This window comes from Ignavibacteria bacterium (assembly GCA_017302895.1).
Lineage (GTDB): Bacteria > Bacteroidota > Ignavibacteria > Ignavibacteriales > Ignavibacteriaceae > UTCHB3.
Genome location: JAFLBV010000001.1, coordinates 779,547 through 802,820 on the forward strand (window position 1 = coordinate 779,547; position 23,274 = coordinate 802,820).

The 23,274-nt window shown below is 44.8% G+C and carries 14 protein-coding genes; 11 read left to right on the plus strand and 3 right to left on the minus strand.

Going from position 1 to position 23,274, the window contains the following annotated elements; genetic code table 11:
* Position 1 precedes the first annotated feature (1 nt).
* From J0L60_03015 to J0L60_03050, 8 genes are read left to right on the plus strand one after another with little or no spacing between them, the layout of a single operon-like run.
* A complete protein-coding gene (locus J0L60_03015; GenBank protein ID MBN8545081.1) occupies positions 2-2,131 on the plus strand; it encodes a methyl-accepting chemotaxis protein in 2,130 nt (709 codons plus the stop codon).
* Between the two features lie 3 nt (positions 2,132-2,134).
* A complete protein-coding gene (locus J0L60_03020) occupies positions 2,135-2,593 on the plus strand; it encodes a purine-binding chemotaxis protein CheW (GenBank protein MBN8545082.1) in 459 nt (152 codons plus the stop codon).
* Complete coding sequence (locus tag J0L60_03025; GenBank protein ID MBN8545083.1) at positions 2,586-3,851, plus strand: hypothetical protein; 1,266 nt, start codon at positions 2,586-2,588, stop codon at positions 3,849-3,851. The genes J0L60_03020 and J0L60_03025 overlap by 8 nt, the downstream gene beginning before the upstream one ends.
* Entirely contained in the window at positions 3,848-4,519 is a 672-nt protein-coding gene (locus J0L60_03030; protein MBN8545084.1) for a chemotaxis protein CheW, read from the plus strand. Before J0L60_03025 ends, J0L60_03030 begins: the two co-directional genes overlap by 4 nt.
* Positions 4,520-4,521: 2 nt before the next feature.
* Positions 4,522-7,224: a response regulator gene (locus J0L60_03035; GenBank protein MBN8545085.1), complete on the plus strand. Its 2,703-nt coding sequence runs from the start codon at positions 4,522-4,524 to the stop codon at positions 7,222-7,224.
* Positions 7,221-8,237, plus strand: coding sequence for a chemotaxis response regulator protein-glutamate methylesterase (locus J0L60_03040; protein MBN8545086.1), 1,017 nt, complete (start codon positions 7,221-7,223; stop codon positions 8,235-8,237). The genes J0L60_03035 and J0L60_03040 overlap by 4 nt, the downstream gene beginning before the upstream one ends.
* Positions 8,237-9,418: a SpoIIE family protein phosphatase gene (locus J0L60_03045; protein MBN8545087.1), complete on the plus strand. Its 1,182-nt coding sequence runs from the start codon at positions 8,237-8,239 to the stop codon at positions 9,416-9,418. The genes J0L60_03040 and J0L60_03045 overlap by 1 nt, the downstream gene beginning before the upstream one ends.
* Before the next feature lie 7 nt (positions 9,419-9,425).
* Positions 9,426-11,441: an agmatine deiminase family protein gene (locus J0L60_03050; GenBank protein ID MBN8545088.1), complete on the plus strand. Its 2,016-nt coding sequence runs from the start codon at positions 9,426-9,428 to the stop codon at positions 11,439-11,441.
* An 87-nt stretch (positions 11,442-11,528) separates the two neighbouring features.
* On the opposite strand, the gene J0L60_03055 is transcribed toward J0L60_03050, so the two are convergent.
* On the minus strand, positions 11,529-11,687 hold the full coding sequence (locus J0L60_03055) for a hypothetical protein (protein MBN8545089.1): 159 nt from the start codon (positions 11,685-11,687) through the stop codon (positions 11,529-11,531).
* A gap of 377 nt (positions 11,688-12,064) precedes the next feature.
* On the opposite strand from J0L60_03055, the gene J0L60_03060 reads away from it, so the two are divergent.
* The 3 genes from J0L60_03060 (at position 12,065) to J0L60_03070 (ending at position 19,768) form a co-directional block, all read left to right on the plus strand.
* Positions 12,065-14,317: a tetratricopeptide repeat-containing sensor histidine kinase gene (locus J0L60_03060; protein ID MBN8545090.1), complete on the plus strand. Its 2,253-nt coding sequence runs from the start codon at positions 12,065-12,067 to the stop codon at positions 14,315-14,317.
* A 160-nt stretch (positions 14,318-14,477) separates the two neighbouring features.
* Entirely contained in the window at positions 14,478-17,096 is a 2,619-nt protein-coding gene (gene clpB, locus J0L60_03065; GenBank protein MBN8545091.1) for an ATP-dependent chaperone ClpB, read from the plus strand.
* 98 nt (positions 17,097-17,194) lie between these two features.
* The gene (locus J0L60_03070; protein ID MBN8545092.1) at positions 17,195-19,768 is read left to right on the plus strand and encodes a BamA/TamA family outer membrane protein; all 2,574 of its coding nucleotides are present in this window, start codon (positions 17,195-17,197) and stop codon (positions 19,766-19,768) included.
* Between the two features lie 47 nt (positions 19,769-19,815).
* Here the strand turns inward: J0L60_03070 and J0L60_03075 are convergent, their stop codons facing one another.
* Together J0L60_03075 and J0L60_03080 are read right to left on the minus strand one after the other, a co-directional pair.
* Positions 19,816-20,814, minus strand: a complete 999-nt coding sequence (locus J0L60_03075; GenBank protein ID MBN8545093.1) for a site-specific DNA-methyltransferase — start codon at positions 20,812-20,814, stop codon at positions 19,816-19,818.
* A gap of 204 nt (positions 20,815-21,018) precedes the next feature.
* A complete protein-coding gene (locus J0L60_03080) occupies positions 21,019-23,076 on the minus strand; it encodes a pullulanase (protein MBN8545094.1) in 2,058 nt (685 codons plus the stop codon).
* Positions 23,077-23,274: the final 198 nt, after the last annotated feature.

Sequence of the window (23,274 nt, forward strand, 5' to 3'; positions counted from 1 at the left end):
TATGGAAAAGCTTCAATTAACTTTCAATATCCTTCTGCGTCGCCTGACGGTTTTGCAAAAACTCGTTTTTATCGGTTTGCTGCTTGGAATTCCTTTGACCATACTTCTTGCAATAAATCTGAATTCACTTTGGCAGGGAGTCGAGTTTGCAGAAAAAGAGAAAAGCGGCATAAGTTTTATCCGCCCTCTTAGCGCGTTGAAGGTTCACATCCTCGAACACAAATCATTCACATTTGCCGGCACCTCCTCGAAAGCTGATTTTCAGTCGCACATCGCAGCCCTTAATTCCAGAATAAAGGATGAGTTTGATAAACTGATAATGACCGCAGACGAAGAGGGAGCGAACATCGAACTTGATCAGGAAACACTCTCCAAAAAACAGGACTACGACCTTTCACCAAGGGCACTTCAGGGAAAATGGGAGAAACTCCTCACCGTCAGCAAAACAGGACAGACTACGCAGGTCCAGCAGGAATATGACAAACTGATAAATGACTTTTACAAACTGATGAAGTTGGTGTCTATCAAGTCAAAGCTTATTCTTGACCCCGAAGGTGACTCATACTACCTGATGGATGTGGCAGTCCTTAGGATGCCCAAAGTGCAGGAACTGCTTTCCAACTCGTTTTATCTTGCGGTTGAGGATGAGCAGGACACGGTTTACAGTTTCGACAGGCTTTCAGAGATTATCTATCTGAACAGGACCTTAAGAACAGCGATAATGGATGATATTCCCGGTTCCATAAACAGTGCAATTGAACAGGACCCTGAATTTCACGGAAAATCCGGATCCCTTTCTCAGACACTTCCCCCGATGGTCGAAAAATATAAAACAGGTATCGGTTCTCTTATTGAGATCTATGAAAACATCATCAGAAACAACAAGTTATACGGTGTTGAGGATCTTACTCTTCTTACCTCCGAGCAACTCGATGAAAGCCTCCTGTTTTGGACAGCCACCCTCGATGAACTTGAGAAGGTGATCGATACCCGTATTAATACTTTCTACTTAAGCATCCTTTTCAGGTTGTTTATTGCCGGTGCATCATTTGTTCTCGCTTTGATCTTTATCTATTTTACAGCACGAGGCATAATAAAACCGGTGTACGGTGTTGCTGCTATTACCAGGAACCTTGCCGAGGGAGATATAAACTCTGCGAAGGAAGAAATTCACAAAATGGAGATTACCTACCGCATCTCGGGTGAGGAAAAGTCGAAAGACAAGGATGAGATATGGAACCTCTTCCGTGCTGTCAGAAGCACAATCTTTGATCTTGAAATTCTACTCGGTGAAGTCGGAAAAGCCGGCATCGCGGTCACTTCCTCAGTAACTCAGATAACCTCTTCGATTCAGGCACTGAACACAGCCATAAATGAACAGGCTGCCTCAACCGCAGAAGTGAATGCCACCGGGAAAGAGATCCACAGCAGTTCCATCCACCTCTCCAAAACAGTCGAGGAAGTGGCGGATAAATCAGGAAAAACTCTGATGCTTGCGGATACAGGTGTCGCCGGATTAAATGAGATTACAGGTTCAATGGCATCCCTCGAGGAGGGGTCAAAAGACATCTCGGAAAAACTTGCCATGCTCTATCAGAAGACCGGCAACATCTCAAATGTAATAACAGCCATCACAAAAATTGCTACACAAACCAATCTTCTTTCACTCAATGCATCGATTGAAGCAGAGAAAGCTGGAGAATATGGAGCCGGATTTTCGATCGTTGCCGCAGAGATTAAGCGGCTTGCCGAGGAAACTGCCATGGCAGCCCTCGAGATTGAGGAGATGATTCATGAAATGCAACAGGCTGTTAAGGAGGGCGTTGTGGGAGTTGAGGCTTATGCCGGTACGACAAGGGTAAGTGCGGGCAGAATCTCCGGAATTGCCGAAAGCATCAATGAGATTATTCAATATACCAGGGATGTGTTGCCGAGTTTCGAAGTGGTCAGTTCACAAATGCACATGCAGACAGACGGCGCAGCACAAATCAGCGATGCGATGAGTGAGTTGAATGCAGTAGCGGTACACACCAGGGAATCGATTTCGGAATTCAGTGAGATTACATCCAGACTCGACGGAGCCGTCAGGTCCCTGCGTGAAGTGGTTTCAAAATTCAAGTTCGGGAGCTGACAGGTGCTTTGCCTTACTTTCGAGATAAGTGAAAACCGGTACGCAGTGGATGCAAAGGAAGTGGTGGAGATTATTCCGCCTGTGAATCTTTTTCCCATGCCAAAGGCACCCGCCTATTTTGCAGGAAGGTTCAACTACCGAGGCAGCATTGTTCCCGTTATCGACTTGCGAGACCTTCTTATGGGCTTTTCCACAAAAAGGCTTCTCAGCACTCGTATAATAGTCGTAAATTATTTCGTGGAAAATGAATCTCATCTTCTTGGTCTTCTGTGTGAAAAGGTAATGGATATCATCAGGATAAAGCCTGATGAACTTCAATCACCCGGGTACATTACAGAGGAGGCAAGTTATCTCGGTAAACTGATCAATCTTAAAACCGGTATCGTCCAGTTGGTCTCCATAAATGACCTGCTCCCTGCTTATGTAAAAAAGAACCTTTTTACGGAGCTTGCAAGTGAGTAGTTTCGATCAAGGTCTTCAGGAAATCACACAACTGCTCGCTGAAAAAATAGGGCTGGACTATTCAACAATAGGTATTAAAAGCATCGAACTCGCGGTAAAACGAAGAATGTCGCAACTTGAATTAAACGACATTACCGCTTTTGGCATCCTTTTGCGGAGCAGCAACAGCGAGTTGCAGGCTTTTGTTGAAATGATCGTGGTTCCTGAAACCTGGTTTTTCAGGGATATCGAGCCTTTTGTATTTCTAAAAGAAGAGGTTCAATCCAAATTTATGACGGATCAGGTCCGTCCATTAAAAATTCTTTCGGTTCCTTCATCCACAGGTGAGGAGCCCTATTCAATCGCCATGGCTTTGCTTGATATTGGTTATCCTCCCGACCTGTTACTCATTGATGCGGTTGACATCAGCCTGAATGCACTCGACAAGGCAAAAAAAGGAGTCTACAGTAAATCATCATTCCGGGGTGAAGATGAGGCGATGATAGCAAAATACTTTGTGAGATCAGAAGACGCATTTATTATTGCGGGGAGAATCAGATCGATGGTTACATTTCATAATGAAAATCTTGTTTCCGGGTCGTTCTTCAAAAACAGATCCGGTTATGATATGATCTTCTGCAGGAATCTGGTTATTTACCTCGACGGGAAAAGCAGGGAGACTGCTGTGGCGAACATAAAGAGACTTTTGAGGCCCGATGGTATCCTTTTTGCGGGGCATACAGAAGTAATGTTTTTCTCTTCTTCCGGTTTCAGGGCGATCCCCCGGGCAAAATCGTTCGCTCTTTCACCTTTTGAGGCCGGTCACCAGAAGCCCGCAACGGAATTTCGGCAGACGAGAGAAGTTCTTCAGCCCAAACCGGCAAAACCGGCATCTCCTTTCCTGCCACCAAGGCAGCAGCGGTCAACCCTTTTTACTTCAAGCCGTGTTGAAATCGTCGTAAAAGAGGAGCAATTCGATCTTGACTATATAAAAGAACTTGCCAACAGAGGGGAACTGACACCCGCCCGAAAAAAGTGCGAACAGCTTCTCTTTAATGATCCCACAAACAAAGACCTTATTTGTCTGATGGGAGAGATTGATCTTGCAACAGGGCTGATGGATGAAGCGGAGAACAACTTTTTGAAAGTATTGTATCTCGAGCCGAATCATCTTGAATCCCTTGTACACATTTCACTTCTTTATGAAAAAAAGGGGGACAGGGATAAAGCGTCAATCTATAAAGACAGAATAAAACGGCTTCAGGAGAGGTCGCGATGAAAATTAAAAAAGAGAACAGGTGCTGGAAGGTAATCGGTGTTTTTGGGGACAAATCATGTGAAAGTCTCGCAGAATACCTTCATTGCAAACACTGTCCGGTTTATTCAAATTCAGCCAAGGAATTCTTCGACCGTGAGATTCCACACGAGTTTCTCGACTCATGGACACTGGCGCTTTCAAAAAAGAAAGAGACCAAAGAGAGAGGCGACCTTCCCGTAACAATTTTCAGACTGGGTACGGAGTTTCTCGCCATCGATACAAACAGTTTCCTTGTTGCCGTGGAGTTGAAACCGGTCCATTTTGTTCCGTTCAGAACAAACCGTACCTTCAGAGGTCTGGTTAATATAGACGGTGAATTGTTGCTCTGTTTCAATCTTGATGCACTGCTTGGCATCTCCCGGTCCGGGGAAGAGGTAAAGTCAGAAAAGGCAGTGTATAAAAGAATGATAGCAATAAAAGGAGCGGGTGAGAGAGTGGTGTTCGAAGTGGATGAAGTGATCGGTGTATCGCGTATCATCTCCGGGACCATTAAACAACTTCCTTCAACTGCTCAGAAATCGAGTGAAATATTCTCGAAAGGGATATTCGAACTCGATGAGATAACTGCAGCCCTGCTCGATGAGCATAAGATTTGTGAATCGTTCAGATCATCAATTAAATTTCAATAAGCATGCAAAACAGTGCCCTTTTAGAGATATTTCGCAGCGTAATCACGGACAACCTTCCGAAGTTTGAGTCTGCTGTTTCCTCCGGTACGGGAGATGATCTGAAAGTGATAGCTTCCACCGTTCAGGCAATCCGGTCGGCTGCGAAAGTCGTTGGTATCGATCCGGTTGCAGAGTTGTGCAAGTCGATGGAATCGTTTCTTAACCAACTCATCGAGTCGGGCGGAAATCTTTCGGAACTCCACGAGAACTTCTTCGTGACTGCAGGTGAAATATTCAGAGAGTTCGGGAACAAAGAGCCCGCAGATCTTGCCGGATTTCTCGCAGAGAAGAGGAGTGTAATTCAGGATCTTGCCGGTTATTTCAGCAAACCTGTTGCACCTGTTCAGCAGGAACCCCCGAAAAAAGAGAAAAAAGAAGTAAAACCCAATTACGATCCCGTTCTCGTCGACCTCTTTAAGATAGAACTTGAATCTCATACCAAAGTGCTGGAAAAGGGACTTGTGGATGCCGAAGGGGAGACCTCCAACGAGAAACTTGAACCCCTTATGCGTTCCGCCCACTCGATCAAGGGTGCTGCCAGAATTGTTGGCGTCCATCAGGCAGTGGGACTTGCCCACGCGATGGAAGACCTGCTCAGTCATACCCTCAAGGGGGAAATCAGGCTCACAGGAAATCACATCGATCTGCTCCTTAAGGGAAACGATTTATTTAAAATGATAGCCGCACTCCCTGTTGATGAGATTTTTTCAGAAATTGACAATAATATAGATCAAATCAACTCCCTTTCCTCCGCCCTTACTGCAGCGTCAAAAGGTGAAACGGCACCACCTCAACCTGCACAGACACCAAAAACAACGGTTGAAAGCGGGGAAAAACAATCTGATTCTCCGTCGCAGGTTCAAGTTCAGGCTGCTTCGCCTCCTCCCTCCCCTCAGCCGCAGACACAACGGCAGGAGAAAAAGGAAGACGCCCTCTTTGTAAGGGTGCTTGCAGAAAACCTCAACAGACTTTTGGGTCTCGCCGGTGAAATAAAGATTCAGGCAAAGTTTACCAAACCTTTTCAGGGGTATCTGCTTGCAACAAAGCAGACTTTGAGAGAAGCCATGAGAAGTCAGGAAGGACTTAATGCAGCCATGGAAAACCTTGGGGTCTTCCCGGAAGTGGCTGCAGAACTCGACAGTACGCAGGAGGTGCTTGAAAGACTCGAGTGGAACATCAATACTATGATCGACAAGTTCGATGTCTTCTCAAGAAACATCGAAAGACTTTCTGAATCACTCGGAAATCAGGTTATTGAATCAAAAATGAGGCCAATTTCCGACGGCCTCCACGGAATTCCCCGAATGGTAAGGGACCTTGCAAAAGATTCGGGAAAGAAAATCCGTCTTGAAATAGTTGGCGAGGATACAATGATTGACAGGGACATTCTCGATAAAATTGAGGCCCCCCTGTCACATCTGATTGCCAATGCCGCCGACCACGGAATCGAATCACCCGAAGAGAGGATCGAAGCCGGAAAGAAAGAGACGGGCAAAATCCTCCTCGAGGCAGGACACAGAGCAGGATTCCTCACCATTTCAGTATCGGATGACGGTAAGGGAATAGATGATGAGTCGTTAAGGAAAAAGATTGTCGAGAAGGGGTATGTCACCGCTGAAATGGCTGGCAGCCTCAGTAAATCCGAAATCCTCGACTTCCTCTTCCTCCCGGGGTTCTCCACAAAAGCCGGAGTGACCAAGGTTTCCGGAAGGGGTGTCGGTCTTGACATCGTCATGAACCTTATCCATCAGGTCGGTGGGAAAACCAAGATCGAATCGGAGCCCGGAAAAGGGAGTGTGTTTACACTTCAACTGCCCGTTACCCTCTCTGTCATTAGAGCCCTGCTGTTTAAGGTTAACGCAGAACTTTACGCCGTCCCCCTTGCAAGGGTTGAAACACTCCTCAGCATCAGGGAAGAGGAAATACTTACGGTGGAAGACAGACAGTTTATTAAATGGAATAATGAGAATCTTGGCATAGTAAATTGTGCCAGACTGATGAATCTCCCCGGCGAAAGTGAAAAAGGGGCGTTTATCAATCTCGCTGTCATTGGTGACAGAACGGCGAAGTATGCTGTTGCTGTCGATGCCTTCCTCGGAGAGAGAGACCTTGTTGTCTCTGCCATGGATGGAAAACTTGGGAAGATACCAAACATTTCAGCCGCGGCAATTCTCGAGGAGGGGTCTGTCGCCCTGATCATCGACCCCGACGATCTTGTTCGTTCCATCGAGAAGTATATTCACGGCTCGAAGCTCGACAAAGTAACATCAAGCTTTATGATATCCGGTAAAACCAGAAAAATACTCGTGGTGGATGATTCTCTCACTGTCAGGGAAGTGGAACGAAAACTCCTCGAAAACAACGGCTACAGTGTTACAACTGCGGTTGATGGAGTCGACGGCTTTAATTCGCTGCAAAGAGAGGAATTCGATCTTGTGATCACTGATGTCGATATGCCAAGAATGAACGGAATCCAACTCGTTGAAAAAATAAAATCCGATCCTAAATTTAAAACCATACCTGTCATGATTGTATCATACAAAGACAGGGAAGAAGACCGTCTCCGGGGTTTGAATGCCGGAGCAAACTATTATCTTACCAAAAGTTCGTTTCATGACGAATCACTCGTTAATGCAGTGATCGATCTGATCGGAGAGGCAAAATGAGAATAGGAATTGTTAATGATCTTTCCCTCGCTGTCGAAGCTCTCAGGAGGGTGGTTTCAGCCATCGATGGCCTCGAAATTGCCTGGGTTGCCTACAACGGCAAGCAGGCGGTAGAGTTTGCAATAAAAGACAGACCTGATCTGATTCTGATGGATCTGATTATGCCGGAGATGGATGGAGTTCAGGCTACCGCGGAAATTATGAAAAAATCCCCGTGCGCAATCCTTGTGGTAACGGCATCGGTTGGCGCAAACTCGTCGAAGGTTTTTGAAGCAATGGGGCACGGTGCCCTTGATGCTGTTGCCACGCCTGTTTTCGACTTTTCGGGAAACGCCACAGGTGCCCAGGAACTGATCAACAAAATAAACTCTTTGAAAAGACTGATTCAAGGGAAAAGTTACTTTAAACCGGTTATTGCACCAAAGCCCGCAAAAATGGACTTCCCTCTTGTTGCCATTGGTTCCTCTACGGGGGGCCCCAAGGCACTTGCCACCATTTTTTCAGCACTTCCCGAAAAATTCTCCGCTGCCATCGTTGTTATACAGCATGTTGATCAAAGATTTGCAGAGGAACTGGCGAGCTGGCTGGATAAACAGACTCAGCTAAGCGTAAACATTGCCGTTCAGGGAGAGGCACCCGAACCCGGGAAGGTGTTGCTCGCCGGAACGAATGACCATCTGATTCTTGACAGTCACGGCAAGTTTGCGTATGTGACAGAACCAAAGGATTACCCATACCGCCCCTCGGTGGATGCTTTTTACCATTCCCTCTGCGATAACTGGGGTGCAAAAGACACCGCCGTACTTCTGACGGGAATGGGGAAGGACGGTGCAGAAGGTTTGCTCAAGTTAAAGGAAAACGGATGGCTGACCATCGCTCAGGATGAGGCGTCCTCAATAGTTTACGGAATGCCCAAAGCTGCGGCAGACATTAATGCAGCAAAAAAAATACTTGATCCCGCTAAAATAGCTTTCGAACTGTCACTTCTTTATGGAAGAAAGGAATTTAAATAATGATACAGCAGAACAAGGAACTTAAAAAGTACAAAATAAAAGTCCTTCTGATTGATGATCAGCAAATTGTCGGAAGTGCAGTCTCAATGATGCTTTCCACAGAAAAAGATATTGAGTTCCACTTCTGTCAGGAGCCTGCCCTTGCACTCTCCAAAGCGGAAGAGATAGAACCAACGGTTATTTTACAGGATCTCGTGATGCCTGATATCGACGGCCTCACACTTGTAAAATTCTTCAGGGGGCATCCGAGGCTGAAGGATGTTCCCCTGATTGTTCTCTCCTCAAAAGAGGAGGCGGTAACAAAAGCCGATGCATTTGAAGTGGGTGCGAACGATTATCTCGTGAAGCTCCCCGACAAGATTGAGCTCATCGCAAGAATCAGGTACCACTCCAAAGGTTATATCGCCCTGATGGAGAGAAATGAAATGTATCAGGCTCTCCTCGAAAGCAAGGAGGCACTTGCAAACGAACTTAACCGTGCTGCGGAATATGTGATTTCTCTTCTGCCCGACCCGTTGAAAAAGGGGATCGTACTCTCGGAGTGGAGATTTGTACCCTCGGCTGATCTCGGAGGTGACTCTTTTGGGTATCACTGGATCGATGACGAACATTTTGCCGTATATCTTCTCGATGTTTGTGACCACGGTGTGGGGCCCGCACTTCTCTCCGTTTCCGCACTGAATGTTTTAAGAAGTCAGACACTTCCCAATACCGATTTTAGAGACCCCGTTTCGGTGCTCAACACACTAAACGAGACATTTGTGATGGAAAAACAGAACAATCTCTATTTTACCATCTGGTACGGTGTTTTCAACAAGACAACCCGTGAACTCGTCTATGGAAGTGCGGGTCACCCCCCTGCCCTCCTCTTTATTCCCGGTGGTGAGGTCAAGGAACTGATCACCAAGAATCTGATTGTTGGGCATCTTCCAAGTTTTCCTTACAAATCTGCCAAAGTGGATGTGCCGGAAGGTTCTAAATTCTATGTCTTCTCCGACGGTGTCTATGAAGTGGAAGTGGCACCGGGAAAGATGTGGACTCTCGAGGAGATGAGGGATCTGGTCGGGAAAGAACAGTCGGTCGACAACTCAGAACTCGATAAACTTTATACACATATTAAAATGCTCAATCGCGACAGTAATCTGCCCGATGATTTCTCAATACTAAAACTTTCTTTCTGATAAAAACATGAATTTAAAACTGATTCTGCTCGTCTCCTTTTTTCTCCTTCAAGTTCAGGTTGTATCGCAGGACCTTCCAAAAGGAATGACTCCTGCCGAACAGGAGATGATGAAGGATTATCGCTTCCCGTCATCAACTGAGGCATTTACAACGCCCCCGCCGTTCCCCGTGAGAACGATGGCAGAATGGGAAACCCTGAGTTCGATTTTGATCACATGGACAAGTTATCAGTCGATTCTTCGACAAATAGTCGATTATGCTCAGGAGGAGTGCCTCGTCGTTATCGTCTGCAGCGATTCAAATTCTGTAAAGACCTACCTGACTTCGGGCGGAGTTCCAATCCGGAATCTTAAGTTTATTCAGGCTGCTTTCAATTCAATTTGGATCAGGGATTACGGTCCATGGGCGGTTTATGGCGGCGGTGTCGATTCACTCGTACTGGTCGACTGGGTTTATAACCGTCCCAGACCCAGTGATGATGTTATTTCGCAGGTCTTCTCCACATGGTCGGGTTTGCCTCTGTATCAGACAATAAACGAACCGTACCGTTTAGTTGCCACCGGAGGCAACTTTATGGTGGATGGGTTGGGTACTGCTTTTTCATCTAAGCTTATCGTAAATGAGAACACAAATAAAACCGATGCACAGATCAATGCGATCATGGCAGACTTCATGGGAATCAACAGATATGCCAAGATGGATGTCCTCCCTTATGACGGCATACATCATATAGACATGCACATGAAACTGCTTGATGAGGAAACTCTTCTCGTGGGGCAGTACCCCCAAGGTGTATCAGATGGTCCCCAAATTGAATTGAATCTTCAATATGTCCTCAATAATTTTCTCACACCTTTCGGAAGACCTTATAAGGTTGTCAGAATTCCCATGCCACCGGACGGCAGCAACCAGTACCCAAGCCAGGGTGGCGACTACAGAACCTTCACAAACTCCGTTTTTGTGAATAAAACTGTAATTGTCCCGACCTATGACCTGCGTTACGACTCCACCGCTTTGAGGATATACAGAGAGGCTCTTCCCGGATACGATGTGGTGGGGATCAACTGTAATTCCATCATTCCCGCAAGTGGTGCCATTCATTGCATAACGAAGGAAATCGGAGTTGTTGATCAGATTCACATCGTGCACGACAGACTTGCATTCAGAAAGGCTGAACCGGGAAGCGGTTATCAGATAAAAGCTTACATGAAAAGCAAGTTGCCACTCATCTCGAAAAAGCTTTATTACACCCTCGACACCACCGCGGGCTGGAGTCAGGTACCAATGCAGATTTTATCAGGTGACACAGTTGCGGGATATATCCCCGAAGTGTCAACGGGAACGAAGGTATATTACTATATCGAGGCTGTTACTGCAAACAGGATGAGTACAAAACCTGTTACTGCTCCTGCAAACAATTTCAACTTTACCGCTGATGGATCACTCCCTGTGGAACTCGTTTCATTCGATCTCTTCACACAAAACGGAGATGTGGTGCTTAAATGGGCAACCGCTTCCGAGCTGAATAACAGAGAGTTTGTTGTTGAGAGAGCCGTAAAAGGAGGAAGCGACTGGATAACAGCCGGAATCGTCCCCGGAAAAGGTACCACCACTTTACCGACAGAATACACATTTACTGACAGAAATCCCGGTACAGGGGTCTTCAGTTACCGTCTTAAACAAATAGACCACGATGGTTCATTCAAGCTTTACAACGGTGGTGATATATCAGTGGAGCTGTTTGATTTCACACTTTATCAGAACTACCCCAACCCTTTTAATCCTTCTACTGTGATATTCTACAGCATGAAAGAAGAGGGAATTGCGAACCTCGCTGTTTATAACTCTATTGGTGAAAAAGTGGCACAACTTCTCGATGGTCCGGTGGAAAAAGGGATTCACAAAGTTGAGTTCAACGCATTAAACATGCCGGCGGGGGTTTACTTCTACAGATTGAATGTCATTGCAACAGGGAGCGGAAAGGGCTTCACCTCTGTTAAGAAAATGATACTCTCAAAATAAATACTGTTTAAAATAGTTGAAGCAGGACGGAGACCACCGCCCTGCTTCTGTGCGATTAATTAATCAGGCAGGTTTATTTTATGAAACTTATTGTTTTTTCTTCTCTTCAGGCTTTCCATCAGCCATCGTGAGACCCAAGCCTCCGTGATCCATGACTATGTCATGCGCTGTAACCTGTTTACGGCTTCTGTGTCCGTCTAATACTATCAATACAGCAAATGTCAATAATACTAATATAACTACCATTTTGAGTCTCCTTCCCGAGCACTTGTTTTACATTTCTGCTTTTATATATGCAAATAGCGTGCCAAGAAAACCTAAAAGCCTCTAACTCATTTATAAACAACAGGTTACAGGATTTGTAACAAAATGAGGGCTTCGGGAAAGTGTGGAAATATTCAACACACAAAATGAGGAAACCAGTTAACCGCTTATAAAACAAGGGATTAACCCTGTTTAAAAATTCAACAGGGAAAATAATTATTCAACACATTGCAAAAAGCTTGAAAATTGCCGGTTTTAACGGTTTTTTGGTAACATTTCATAGCTTAAAATTTAGTAAGTTTCGATACGCCGAAAAGATTTTTAATTTATTTCGGGTTACTCAATTCAGCAGGAATCTTGTGCACAAACTATTTCCGGTATTTTTGCCGGCACTCACCATATTTCTTCTTCTGCTCATCACAACCGGTTGTGACAAGGGTGAGGTACATTCCATCTCATCTGAATACAAGTCACTAAAAGAGGAGATTAAAAAAACTCCGGGTGACGACCCCGTATATCCAAAACTTCTCGATTCTCTGATTAATATGGCGAACAGAAGCGACCGCCCCGAAGAGCAGGTTGAAGCTCTGTCCCTTGCGGGAGAATATCACTATGTCACGGGTGATTATAAATCTGCACTCAATTCCTACAAAAAACTGGTGGCGATTGCCGAGGAACACGGCTTGAGTCTTCAACTGGGAAAAGGACTTGATAATCAAGGGAAGACCTATTTTAGACTTAAGGACCGCAACAATGCCATTGCTTCATTTAAAAAAGCGGCCTCTGTTTGCGAAGTCACAGGCGATTCAACCGGTGTAGGGTCGGCTCTGAATAATGTGGGATTCATGTACTGGCAGGAATCGAACTTTGACAGTGCCATTATTTTCTTCAATAAAGCTCTCGATGTAAGAAGCAAACTCTCCAACAACGACCACCATGCCTCAACCCTGAACAATCTGGGGACAATTTATTTTAACTGGGCAATCTATGATAAAGCCCTTGAATACTATATGAAATCTCTCGCTCTGCAAAAAGAGATTAACAATAATTATGGAATCACCATCAGTCTGTCCAATATTGGACAGGTATACGACCAGACATCCCAGCACGAAGAAGCTATTCAGTATTACAGGGAAAGTCTGCCCTACGCTATCGCCTCAAAGGACACACAGGTTGTCGGATACGCATATCAGGGGCTTGGATATGCCTTCGAACCGATCAATATCGACTCTTCAATATACTATTTGAAACTTTCTCTCGAGACCTATAAAAAAGCAAAGTATGTCCCGGGGGAGATTCTCTCACTGAAGGGGATCGGCAATTTTTATCTTAAGCAGAAAAATTACGAAGTTGCCGAGGGGCATTTTACACAGATGTATCAGCTTGCGCAAAAAGAAAAAATAATGCTCAGAGAGGCAGAAGCTCTTAAGGGTCTTGGAGAGGTGAGGCTTGCCCAAAATGATATCGTTGCTGCGGAACAATATCTGTCATCGGGTATCAAGGATGCCGAATCGATTAACAACAAAGTACTGCTGAGGGATATTTTCAAACTCCTTAGCGAAATCTATGAACGCTCGGGGAAAACAGACTCCGCTTATTTTTACATTAAAAAGCATATTCTTTTTGCTCAGCAAATTCAGGACGAGGAAATGAGCAGAAAACTCATCGGACTGAAGAATAAATTTCAATTCCAGAAATATGAGACCGACCTGCAGAGGAAGACTTTTGAAAATGAAACACAGCGGTTAATCATCTCAGGTGTTGTTGTCCTGCTCATTCTTCTTGTTGTGACTGCATGGTTGCTTTTGAGGATGAACAAAAAGAAAGAGCACACCAATATTGAATTGCAAAAAAACAAGGAAATGATCGAGCGGCAATCGAATGAACTTTCAGCAAAGAACAGGGAATTGATCGAACTTAATGAGGCGAGGGACAAACTCTCTTCTATCATCGCACACGATCTTAGAAGTCCGTTCCAGAGTTTTCTCGGATTAAGTGAAGTACTGAGGGAAGACTATTACGAACTGACCGACAGTCAGAAAATCCAGTACATTACCATGCTGAATGAGACGGCACGGAAATCTTTTGACCTGCTTGAGAATCTTCTCTACATTTCAGCTTCAAGAATCGGAAAGCTCGATTTTAATCCTTCGGAAGTGTCGGTTTGGGAAGTGGCTTCCAAGATAGTAAAGCTGTTCGAAATTCAGGCATCTGAAAAGAAAGTCAGGTTGATAAACAACATACCGGGATCTGCTGTAGCTTTTGCTGACCGCATCATGCTCGAGATTGTCATCCGGAATCTTGTAAATAATGCCCTGAAATATACCGATGAGAATGGTAGAATTGAGTTGAATTCGAGACTTGACGAAAACAGAGTTTTTATTGAAGTGAAGGATAACGGTATCGGAATGGATGAAGAAACCCGAGCCAACATTTTTAATGCCAATGTTATCAAATCCCAAAAGGGTACCAGAGGCGAAAAAGGCACCGGGCTTGGCCTTGGTCTCTGTAAGGAATTTGCTGAAAAAAACGGCGGCTCTATTCGCGTCGAGAGCGAATCCGGAATCGGTTCCCGGTTTATTTTGGAGCTTCCCGTAAAAGCAGGGGAATAAAAGGAACTTTTTAATCCTGAAATTTGTCTAATTTTCAGATTGTAATTAATGGAAATGATTGTTGAACTCAAAGAAAATCATTTTTCATTAATCTCTCATAAAATAGAACAAATTCCGCAGTTTTGTTATTACTGTCTGCGGTTTGTTTGGAGGAATTAAAATGTCATTCAATATCAATAAGTTTACCGTAAAAGCTCAGGAAGCCATCCAAAAAGGGCTTGAAATTGCCGGCAGTTACGGAAATCAAATAGTAGAGCCCGTACACATTCTCGCTGCTCTTATCGAAGAGAGAGGTGGAATTGCCGATTCCCTGATCCAAAAAACGGGAGCAAACACCGACCGCCTTCGAATAAAAGTATCAGCTGAAATGGATAAACTTCCGAAAGTCTCCGGAAGTGCCGCAAGCGACCTGAAACTCTCGCCAAACTCCTCAAGTCTTTTTGAAAATGCAATGAAACTCGCAAGTGAGTACAAGGATGAGTTTGTCTCCACCGAGCATTTGCTCCTTGCCCTCGCTGGTGATCCCGGGGAGACCGGAAGACTCCTGAAAGATGCGGGTGTGTCCAAAGAGGACCTTTCCCGTGCAGTTGAAGGAATAAGAGGAGGGAGCAGAGTAACATCCCAAAACGCGGAAGATACTTACGCTTCACTTCAAAAATATGGCAGAAACCTGAACGATCTCGCCCGTGCCGGTAAACTTGACCCCGTGATCGGCAGAAATGACGAGATTAGACGGGTAATGCAGGTGCTCTCAAGAAGAACCAAAAACAATCCTGTGCTGATTGGTGAACCCGGAGTTGGAAAAACCGCTATCGCCGAAGGAATCGCACAGCGAATTGTTTCGGGTGATGCTCCCGAGACAATCAAAACAAAACAGCTTGTCGCCCTCGACATCGGAGCTCTTATTGCGGGAACTCAATACAGAGGACAGTTCGAGGAGAGACTTAAGGCAGTTATCAAGGAAGTTCAGAACTCGAACGGACAAATTGTCCTTTTCATTGATGAACTCCACACTCTTGTCGGTGCCGGAAAAACCGATGGGGCAATGGACGCTGCAAACATACTTAAACCCGCACTGGCACGGGGAGAACTCCACTGCATTGGTGCGACCACCCTTGATGAGTACAAAAAGTACATCGAAAAAGATGCCGCCCTCGAAAGACGGTTTCAGCCCGTTATCGTGTCCGAACCGAATGAGGAAGACTCAATCTCAATCCTGAGAGGATTGAAGGAAAGATATGAAGTGCATCACGGTGTCAGAATTACAGACGGTGCCATCGTTGCCGCTGTTCAACTCTCCAATAGATACATCAGCGACAGGTTTCTGCCCGACAAGGCAATTGACCTGATCGATGAATCCGCTTCACGGCTTCGAATTGAAATCGATTCGATGCCCGAGGAACTGGATATTCTCGAGAGAAAAATCAAACAACTCGAAATCGAAAAGGTTGCTCTCTCGAGAGAAAAAGACGATTCTTCCGTGAAAAGGCTCGAAGACCTCAATGAGGAACTCGCTGAACTCACCGAGGAGAGAAGCGGAATCAGGCTCCATTGGGAGAAGGAAAAAGAGGAAATTCAGCATATCCGTGAGATAAAATCGCAGATCGAAAAACTCCGCGCCGACTCCGAAATGTTTGAAAGGGAGGGAAATCTCTCTAAAGTGGCTGAGATCAGGTACGGTACACTTCCCGAACTCGAAAGACAGCTTAAGGAAGAAACGGATAATCTCAACAAGGTTCAAACTGAAAAACGGCTCCTGAAAGAGGAAGTGGAAGCCGATGATGTTGCAGAAATCGTTTCACGGTGGACAGGAATCCCGGTTACCAAGATGCTTGAAGGCGAACGGGCAAAATTAATCAACCTCGAAACCCAGCTCCACAAGCGGGTTATCGGGCAGGAGGAAGCGGTATATGCTGTTGCGAATGCCGTCAGAAGATCCAGAGCGGGGCTGCAGGACGCCAACAAACCGACTGGTTCTTTTATTTTCCTCGGTACCACCGGTGTCGGGAAAACGGAACTGGCAAAAGCCCTCGCGGAAGCCCTTTTTGACGATGAACATGCAATGATAAGAATAGACATGTCGGAGTATATGGAGAAATTCTCCGTTACCCGGCTTATCGGTGCACCTCCGGGATATGTCGGCTACGAAGAAGGTGGTCAACTTACCGAAGCGGTCAGGAGGAGACCCTACTCTGTCATTCTTTTAGATGAAATCGAGAAGGCTCACCCGGATGTGTTTAATGTTCTGCTGCAGGTTCTCGATGACGGAAGACTTACCGACAATCAGGGACGGACTGTTGATTTCAAGAACACCATCATTATTATGACTTCGAATCTTGGATCCCATATCATTCAGGAAAGCCTGACAAATATGGAGGATGCAGATATCGACAGGGTGATGGGCACTTTAAGGATGCAACTCTCCGATCTGCTGAGGAAAACCATAAGACCCGAGTTCCTCAACAGGATTGACGATGTAATCCTCTTCAAACCACTGCGCCATTCTGAAATAAGAAAGATTGTGGAGATCCAATTGGAGACAGTTAGAGAAATGCTCTCCAAAAAAGAGATCTCCTTCTCGATTTCTCAGGAGGCGGAAGACTGGATTGCTGACCTTGGTTATGACCTTACTTTCGGTGCCAGACCACTCAAACGGACCATTCAGAAATATGTTATCAACCCTCTAGCACAGGAACTGATTACAGGAAACATCTCTGATGGTGATACAGTCTTAGCTGAAGTTGACGACAGAGGAAGAATCGTCTTTAAAAAATCATAATCTTCTGTTTTGCTCAGAGGCTGTCTCAATAAAGGCAGCCTCTGATACTTAATCTTTTTATATATTTTGTTTCTATTTAATAATAATTCAGATCGCCGTTGAAAATCTTCCATATTCTGGTTTTTTCCCTTTTGTGCCTTTCTGCGGCATCACCACAGAAACCCGATTCAATCACAGTCCCAGCCGGAGCAGAATACAACTCTGGGAGCATTCACCGGATGCTATATGGTGACTTATGGCGTGACCTCTGGACGACCCTTGTAAAACTTCCCGTCTTCGACCTGAAACAGTTGGACGGTGGTTTGACCCCCTTAAGGAAGGATGACTCCACGGAAACCTCTACTCTCTTTTTGCAGGGAAGTGGCGGCAAAATTTGGAAATTTCGCTCGTTAAACAAGAATACCAATGTTACACTTCACCCCGATCTTAAAAACACTTTCGCCGGGAAGTTTTTTCAAGAAATGACGGCTGCCGCTCCCCCCGCCGTCACACTGATACTTTCACCAATGATGGATTCCCTTGGCATCCTGCATTCAACCCCGCTGCTCTGTTTTATGCCGGATGATGTTAAGCTGGGCGATTTCAGAGACGAGTTTAAGAATTTGCCCGGTACCCTTGAAATTGACTCAAGGTCGATTGACACCACCGTAATCTCGACAGAAAATCTGATAGAAAGACTGCTCAGAGAACAAAACGAAAAAGTTGACGGCAACGCCTATTTGAAGGCAAGGCTGTTTGATGTGTTTGTGAATGACTGGAACAGAGGACCTGATCAGTGGGACTGGGTAAAATCCACCAGTTCCGGCGGTTATATTTGGAAACCTCTTCCAAAAAACAGAGACAAGGCATTCTCACGATTCGATGGCCTGTATCCAAAAGCGGCTTCCTTTCTTCTTCCCGAGTGGACCTCATTCAATGGTTCGTTCCCCTCTCCCGACCTCGCAACCCGGACGGGCAGATTCCTCGATAAAAGGTTCCTCTCCGAAATTTCCCGTAACGACTGGGATTCTGTTACAAATTTCGTAGTGACTAAACTGACAGATGAACTTTTTGACACGGCTCTAAACCGTTTTCCCAAGGAGTATCGCCCCGGTGCCGCCGCTTCTCTGAAAAACAAACTTGTTGAGAGAAGTGGGAGTTTGAAAGAATTTTCAGCAGGTTACTACAATTATATCAACAAGGTGGTTGATATTTTCTCCACGGACCTCAATGACAAAGTTGAGATAATCAGGACTGACACTTCAACGGTTATTGCTTTCTCAAATCCGGAGTCCGATCCGGAGGGGAAGACAACCGTGCATTACAAGAAGGAATTTGACAGCCGTATCACGGAAGATATCAGAATCCATTTAGTTGGAGGGGATGACAAGGTTAAGATCACCGGATACGCAGAGTCAGGTCCCCTTATCAGAATCGACGGGGGTAGAGGAAAAGATTATTTTATTGACTCTTCAAAGGTAGAAGGCTGGTTCCTGAATTTTCTGCCGTTCAGAAGGGCAGAGAACAAAAACATCTTTTTCGACGATGACCCTGCAACTGTGGTGGTTGAAGGTCCCGGAACTGTTTTCAGAGTAGAAAAACCTTTCTCAGAAAACGAAGTTAAGGAGTTTTTTGATCCTGTGGTTCCACAGCACGGCAGGGGGATGAGTATTAATCCGGTTTTTGATCTTTCGAGTACACTCGGACTCCAGTTCGGGGGCGGTCCCGTTTTCACTAATTACGATTTTCGGAAGAAACCCTGGGATTCAAAAATTTCATTTGTTGTTTCGTATGCCACGAGACCAAAGGACTATGATGCTGAATTCGAAGGTTACTTCAATTCAATCATTGAAGGTACGACCATCGGTTTCAAAGCATTTCGAAAATCCATCGATTTTAACAGGTACTACGGTTACGGGAATGAAACAGCATTCGATTCGGAATTTTCCTCAAAAGGGGGACATAATATCTCCAGGGTTCACTATGCAGCTGAAGTTTCTCTTGATTATGATCTCTTTTCGGGATTACACAATTTCTATCAGATAAGGCTATCGAGAAATGACACTGAAGTAAATTACCCGGGTGGCCTGGTGAATTTTCCGGCGGGACAATATGGAGTTGGGGTACTCACCACAATTACCTTTGGTACCGGGTTCTTGATCGATAAAAGGGATCATCCTGATCTTCCTCTTGCGGGTTACTACTTTAAGGCATCCGGTTTTTACACTCCAAAATTCTTCGATACAAGAGGAGAGACATACTCCGGCAATTTCGATGTCAGGGGCTACATCCCGCTTCCACTACTTAAGAACTCTGCCCTGGCATTAAGGGTGACAGGAGAGAAGGTTTCGGGTGACTTCCCGTTTTTCATGTCGGCATTCCTTGGCGGATCGAAAAATCTCAGGGGATTCAGGAACGAACGATTCTCCGGCGATGCTTCTCTGTATGGCTGTGCGGAGCTCAGAATATCACTCGGACGGCTTAAAACCCTGGTGACATCTAATATAGGGCTGTATCTTTTCTCCGAGGCAGGACGGGTATTCAACAATGGTGAATCTTCGACACTCTGGCATGTGAGTAATGGGGTGGGAATCTGGTCGCATATTTTTGACAGGTCTTTGGTGATTGCTTCCTCTATCGCGTTCTCACAGGAGACAGTTAATCTTTCTCTTTCCACCAAGGTGAATTTTTGATATGAAGCAAAGACCCAAAGGTTGTTTTTTGAGTCTTTGCCTGATGTTTACATAAAGTTAAAGAAACCGCCTTCTTCTTCATCGTTATCACTGTCGTTCTTCTTCTTCGATTTTTTCTGATGTTTCAGTGAGTTTCTCTCCCAGAATACACCCTCGAAGTACCCCTGAATGGTATTGTCAGCCTCGGCAAGTTCGAGCCTGTATTCAGCAGTGGCCGCGTAATTTTTGTCGATTTCGATGCCGACATAGTGCCTGTTCAGTTTTTTGGCAACAACCGAAGTGGTCCCGGAACCAAGGAAAGGATCGAAAATCACATCCCCCTCGTTAGAGGATGCAAGAATCAGTTTTGCCATCAGTTTTTCGGGTTTCTGCGTCGGATGTTCGGTATTCTCAGCCATCGACCAGTATGGAATTGTGATATCAGTCCAAATGTTTGAAGGGTGACTCATTCTAAATCTCCCCTCGTCTGAATCCATCCAGTCCTTTGGTTCACCATCTTCTTTGTAAGGAGCGATAACAGCTCTTTTCTCTTTTACGGCATCGAGGTTAAAGGTATAATCGTTTCCCATCGTGAAAAACCAGATATCCTCCATCGAGTTCTTCCAGTTTTTGCTCGCTCCGCGCCCCTTGTCTCTCTGCCAGGTGATTCTGTTTCGCAATTTGAAGTATTCACTGGCCACTGAAAATATGGAGAGTGAACTAAGGTAATCGCCGCAGATATAAATGGAGGCTTCGGGTTTCAGGAGTCTGAGCATCTGAGGGAGCCAGCTTCTGAGGTACATCGAGTACTCTTCCACAGGAAGTTTTCTGAACTTGGCAGAACCAAAATCACGATCGAGATTGTATGGCGGGTCGATAATCAATAAATCAACAAACTCGTCAGGAAGGTACTTGATAATATCAAAAAGATTACGGTTTATGGTTTTATCAAGTATCTTGTCAAGGGTAACGGCTTCGTTGAAATCGATTAACTTCGCAGAATAATTCTCGAGCTGCTCTTCTGTCAGTGAAATTGTCTTGTTTCTTTTTGCCTTTGGTGCAGGCATGTCTTCTCCGAAAAAATTAGAATTTTGTACCAATATACACTATTATTAATATAAAATGGAAATTTGAGTCAAATTGTTCCCTAATGTGTGTTTTATCGCAATTTGCTCAAACAGCGAGCGGATTGGTATAATAAAATAAAAGGATGAAAGGAACAGGAGACAGGCTCAAGTTCCTTTCATCCACCGGGTATCCGGAATATGTTATTACTTTTTCCTTAGAACCACGCCCGAGGAAGCCGGAAGTGTAATTTTCCCTTTTGCTTTCCCGAGACTCTTTGTTCCTGCTTTTTTGTCATTAACCAGCACTTCGAACTCCCCTTTTGGAAGAGAGAATTCAACTTTTTTGTCCCGGTTTGCGTTGAAGAGCACCACAAAATGTTCTTTGTTGTGATTAAGTTCGTATCCGAGTGTAAATTCATCTTTCAAATCCATGAATTTCACTTCTTCATAGTCAGCTCTTCTAAACGCCTTGAAGGAAGAGCGGAGCTTTGCCAGACCTGCATAATAGTCAACCAGTTCTTTGTTCATCTCGACATGACGGTAGTTGATGTAGTTTACTTCGTTGTCTTTGTCGTAGGTATTGTGGTCAACCTTGCCTCTTAGAGGATCGTTTACATCGACATCAGCGGGGACTACTTTCGAACGCCCGAATTCCTGACCTGCATGAATCATGGTCATACCCTGCGAGGTGAAGAGGAAAAGTGCACCGAGTTTGTTAAGTTTCATTTGTTCGGTGGTGAGTTTGGCGTTTTTATCGATGTCGAGAATTGTGACACCTTCCTTAAGGTCTCCAAGTCCGATTCTGATAAAATCTCCCAGAGTGTAACCGTCGTGTGACTCGAGATAATTCACGGAATGTTCTTTTTTTACAAAGAGCCCTTTTTCATCCCTGATCAGTGTACCGTTTACATAACTTTTTAATCTTTGCGGGGAGTTGTCGCCGAACCACTTTTGGAAAATCCAACCGAGGTTGTTTTTTGGATTTTCACCCTTCACACCGTTTCTGATCTGATCGTTCCATGAACCCCATTCCCTTTCGGAGAATCCTTTTGGATCATAGCCGCCACCCCATGGTTCACAAACAATAACGACCTGCGGATTTATTTTCCTTAACTCTTTGATGATCTCTTCGATCGTTTTCCAGTCGATCAGTTTTCCAAGATCGAATCTGAAACCGTCGATGTGATATTCTGTCATCCAGTATTTCAGGCTTTCGATGATCAGTCTTCTCGCCATTGGAGCTTCTGTTCTGAAGTCGTTTCCGCAACCGCTTTCAGCCTTAAAACTGCCGTCATCATTCAGTCTGAAGTAATATTTTTTGTCAATTTCTTTAAAGCTTCCGAGTTCATATTCGGAGATGTGATTGTAAACCACATCCATCATCACAGCGATGTCTTCTTTATGAAAAGCTTTTACCATTTGTTTGAAATCGTGACGGGCTTTGTCTTCGTGACCCATCCACTGATTCCATCTCAATTTTGCCCAGTTTTCAGCATAATATGCTTCAGGAGCAAAGAAAGCAGCGGTCATGTAGCCCCAATGGTTTCTCTCATAAGGATTCCATGTGTTAAATCTGTTGTGCTCTGCATCTCTGTAGGGTATTTCAATATTCCCGAATTCCTGAGCAGGAAGGAGCTCCACAGTATTAACATTCAGTGAATTGATGTAGTCGATACCACCCTTTTTCCCTTTTTCGATGAGCCCCTTGTAGGTACCCGGGTTTTTTGCTCCTGACGAGGGGTGTGCAGTCTGGTCCCTTAAGTGCATCTCGTAAACAATCAGGTCTCTCCAGTCTCTCTGAATCCATTTGTCCTTTCCCCAGTCGAAACCACCATCCTTCACCACAATTCCCAGCCTTGGGTTCATATAGGTATTGAATGTTGCAACTGCTTTTGCGTAAGGATCGAGAATCACCACTTTTGATTTTTCAAGTACGCTGTCCTCGGGATTTATAATGATATAACCATAGTATAAACCATATTGCTCTCCCTGAATGGTTGCTTCCCAGACTCCGTCATTGTCTTTATCCATCTTCAGTTCCTGACCGTAGTCGTCGTCAACTTTCTTGAAGATTTTAAGGGTTGCAGATACTGCTCTGGGAGCGAATACACGAAAAACAGTGTTTCCTTTCTCGACAAACGAACCAAGTTTCTTGTCAGAGTAGGCGTTTAGAAATTCATCTTCTTTCTGTGCTTTGATAATCGTATGCGACATGATGAGCAGTGTAACCAATAGTGAGAAAAATCGATATTTTGAAATCATAATAGTCAATCCGTTTTTTAGAATAATACAATTCTAAATTTAAGAAAATCGGGGGAACTATCCACTAAAACAGGGATGTAGCGGAAGATGACTGTGAAAGGTAAATAAAACAGGGGGTGCAGAATAAAAGAAAAAAGGAATTGAGCCCCGGAGAGAAGTCATCAATTCCTTTTTTTTATACTTCCTCTTTAACTGAGA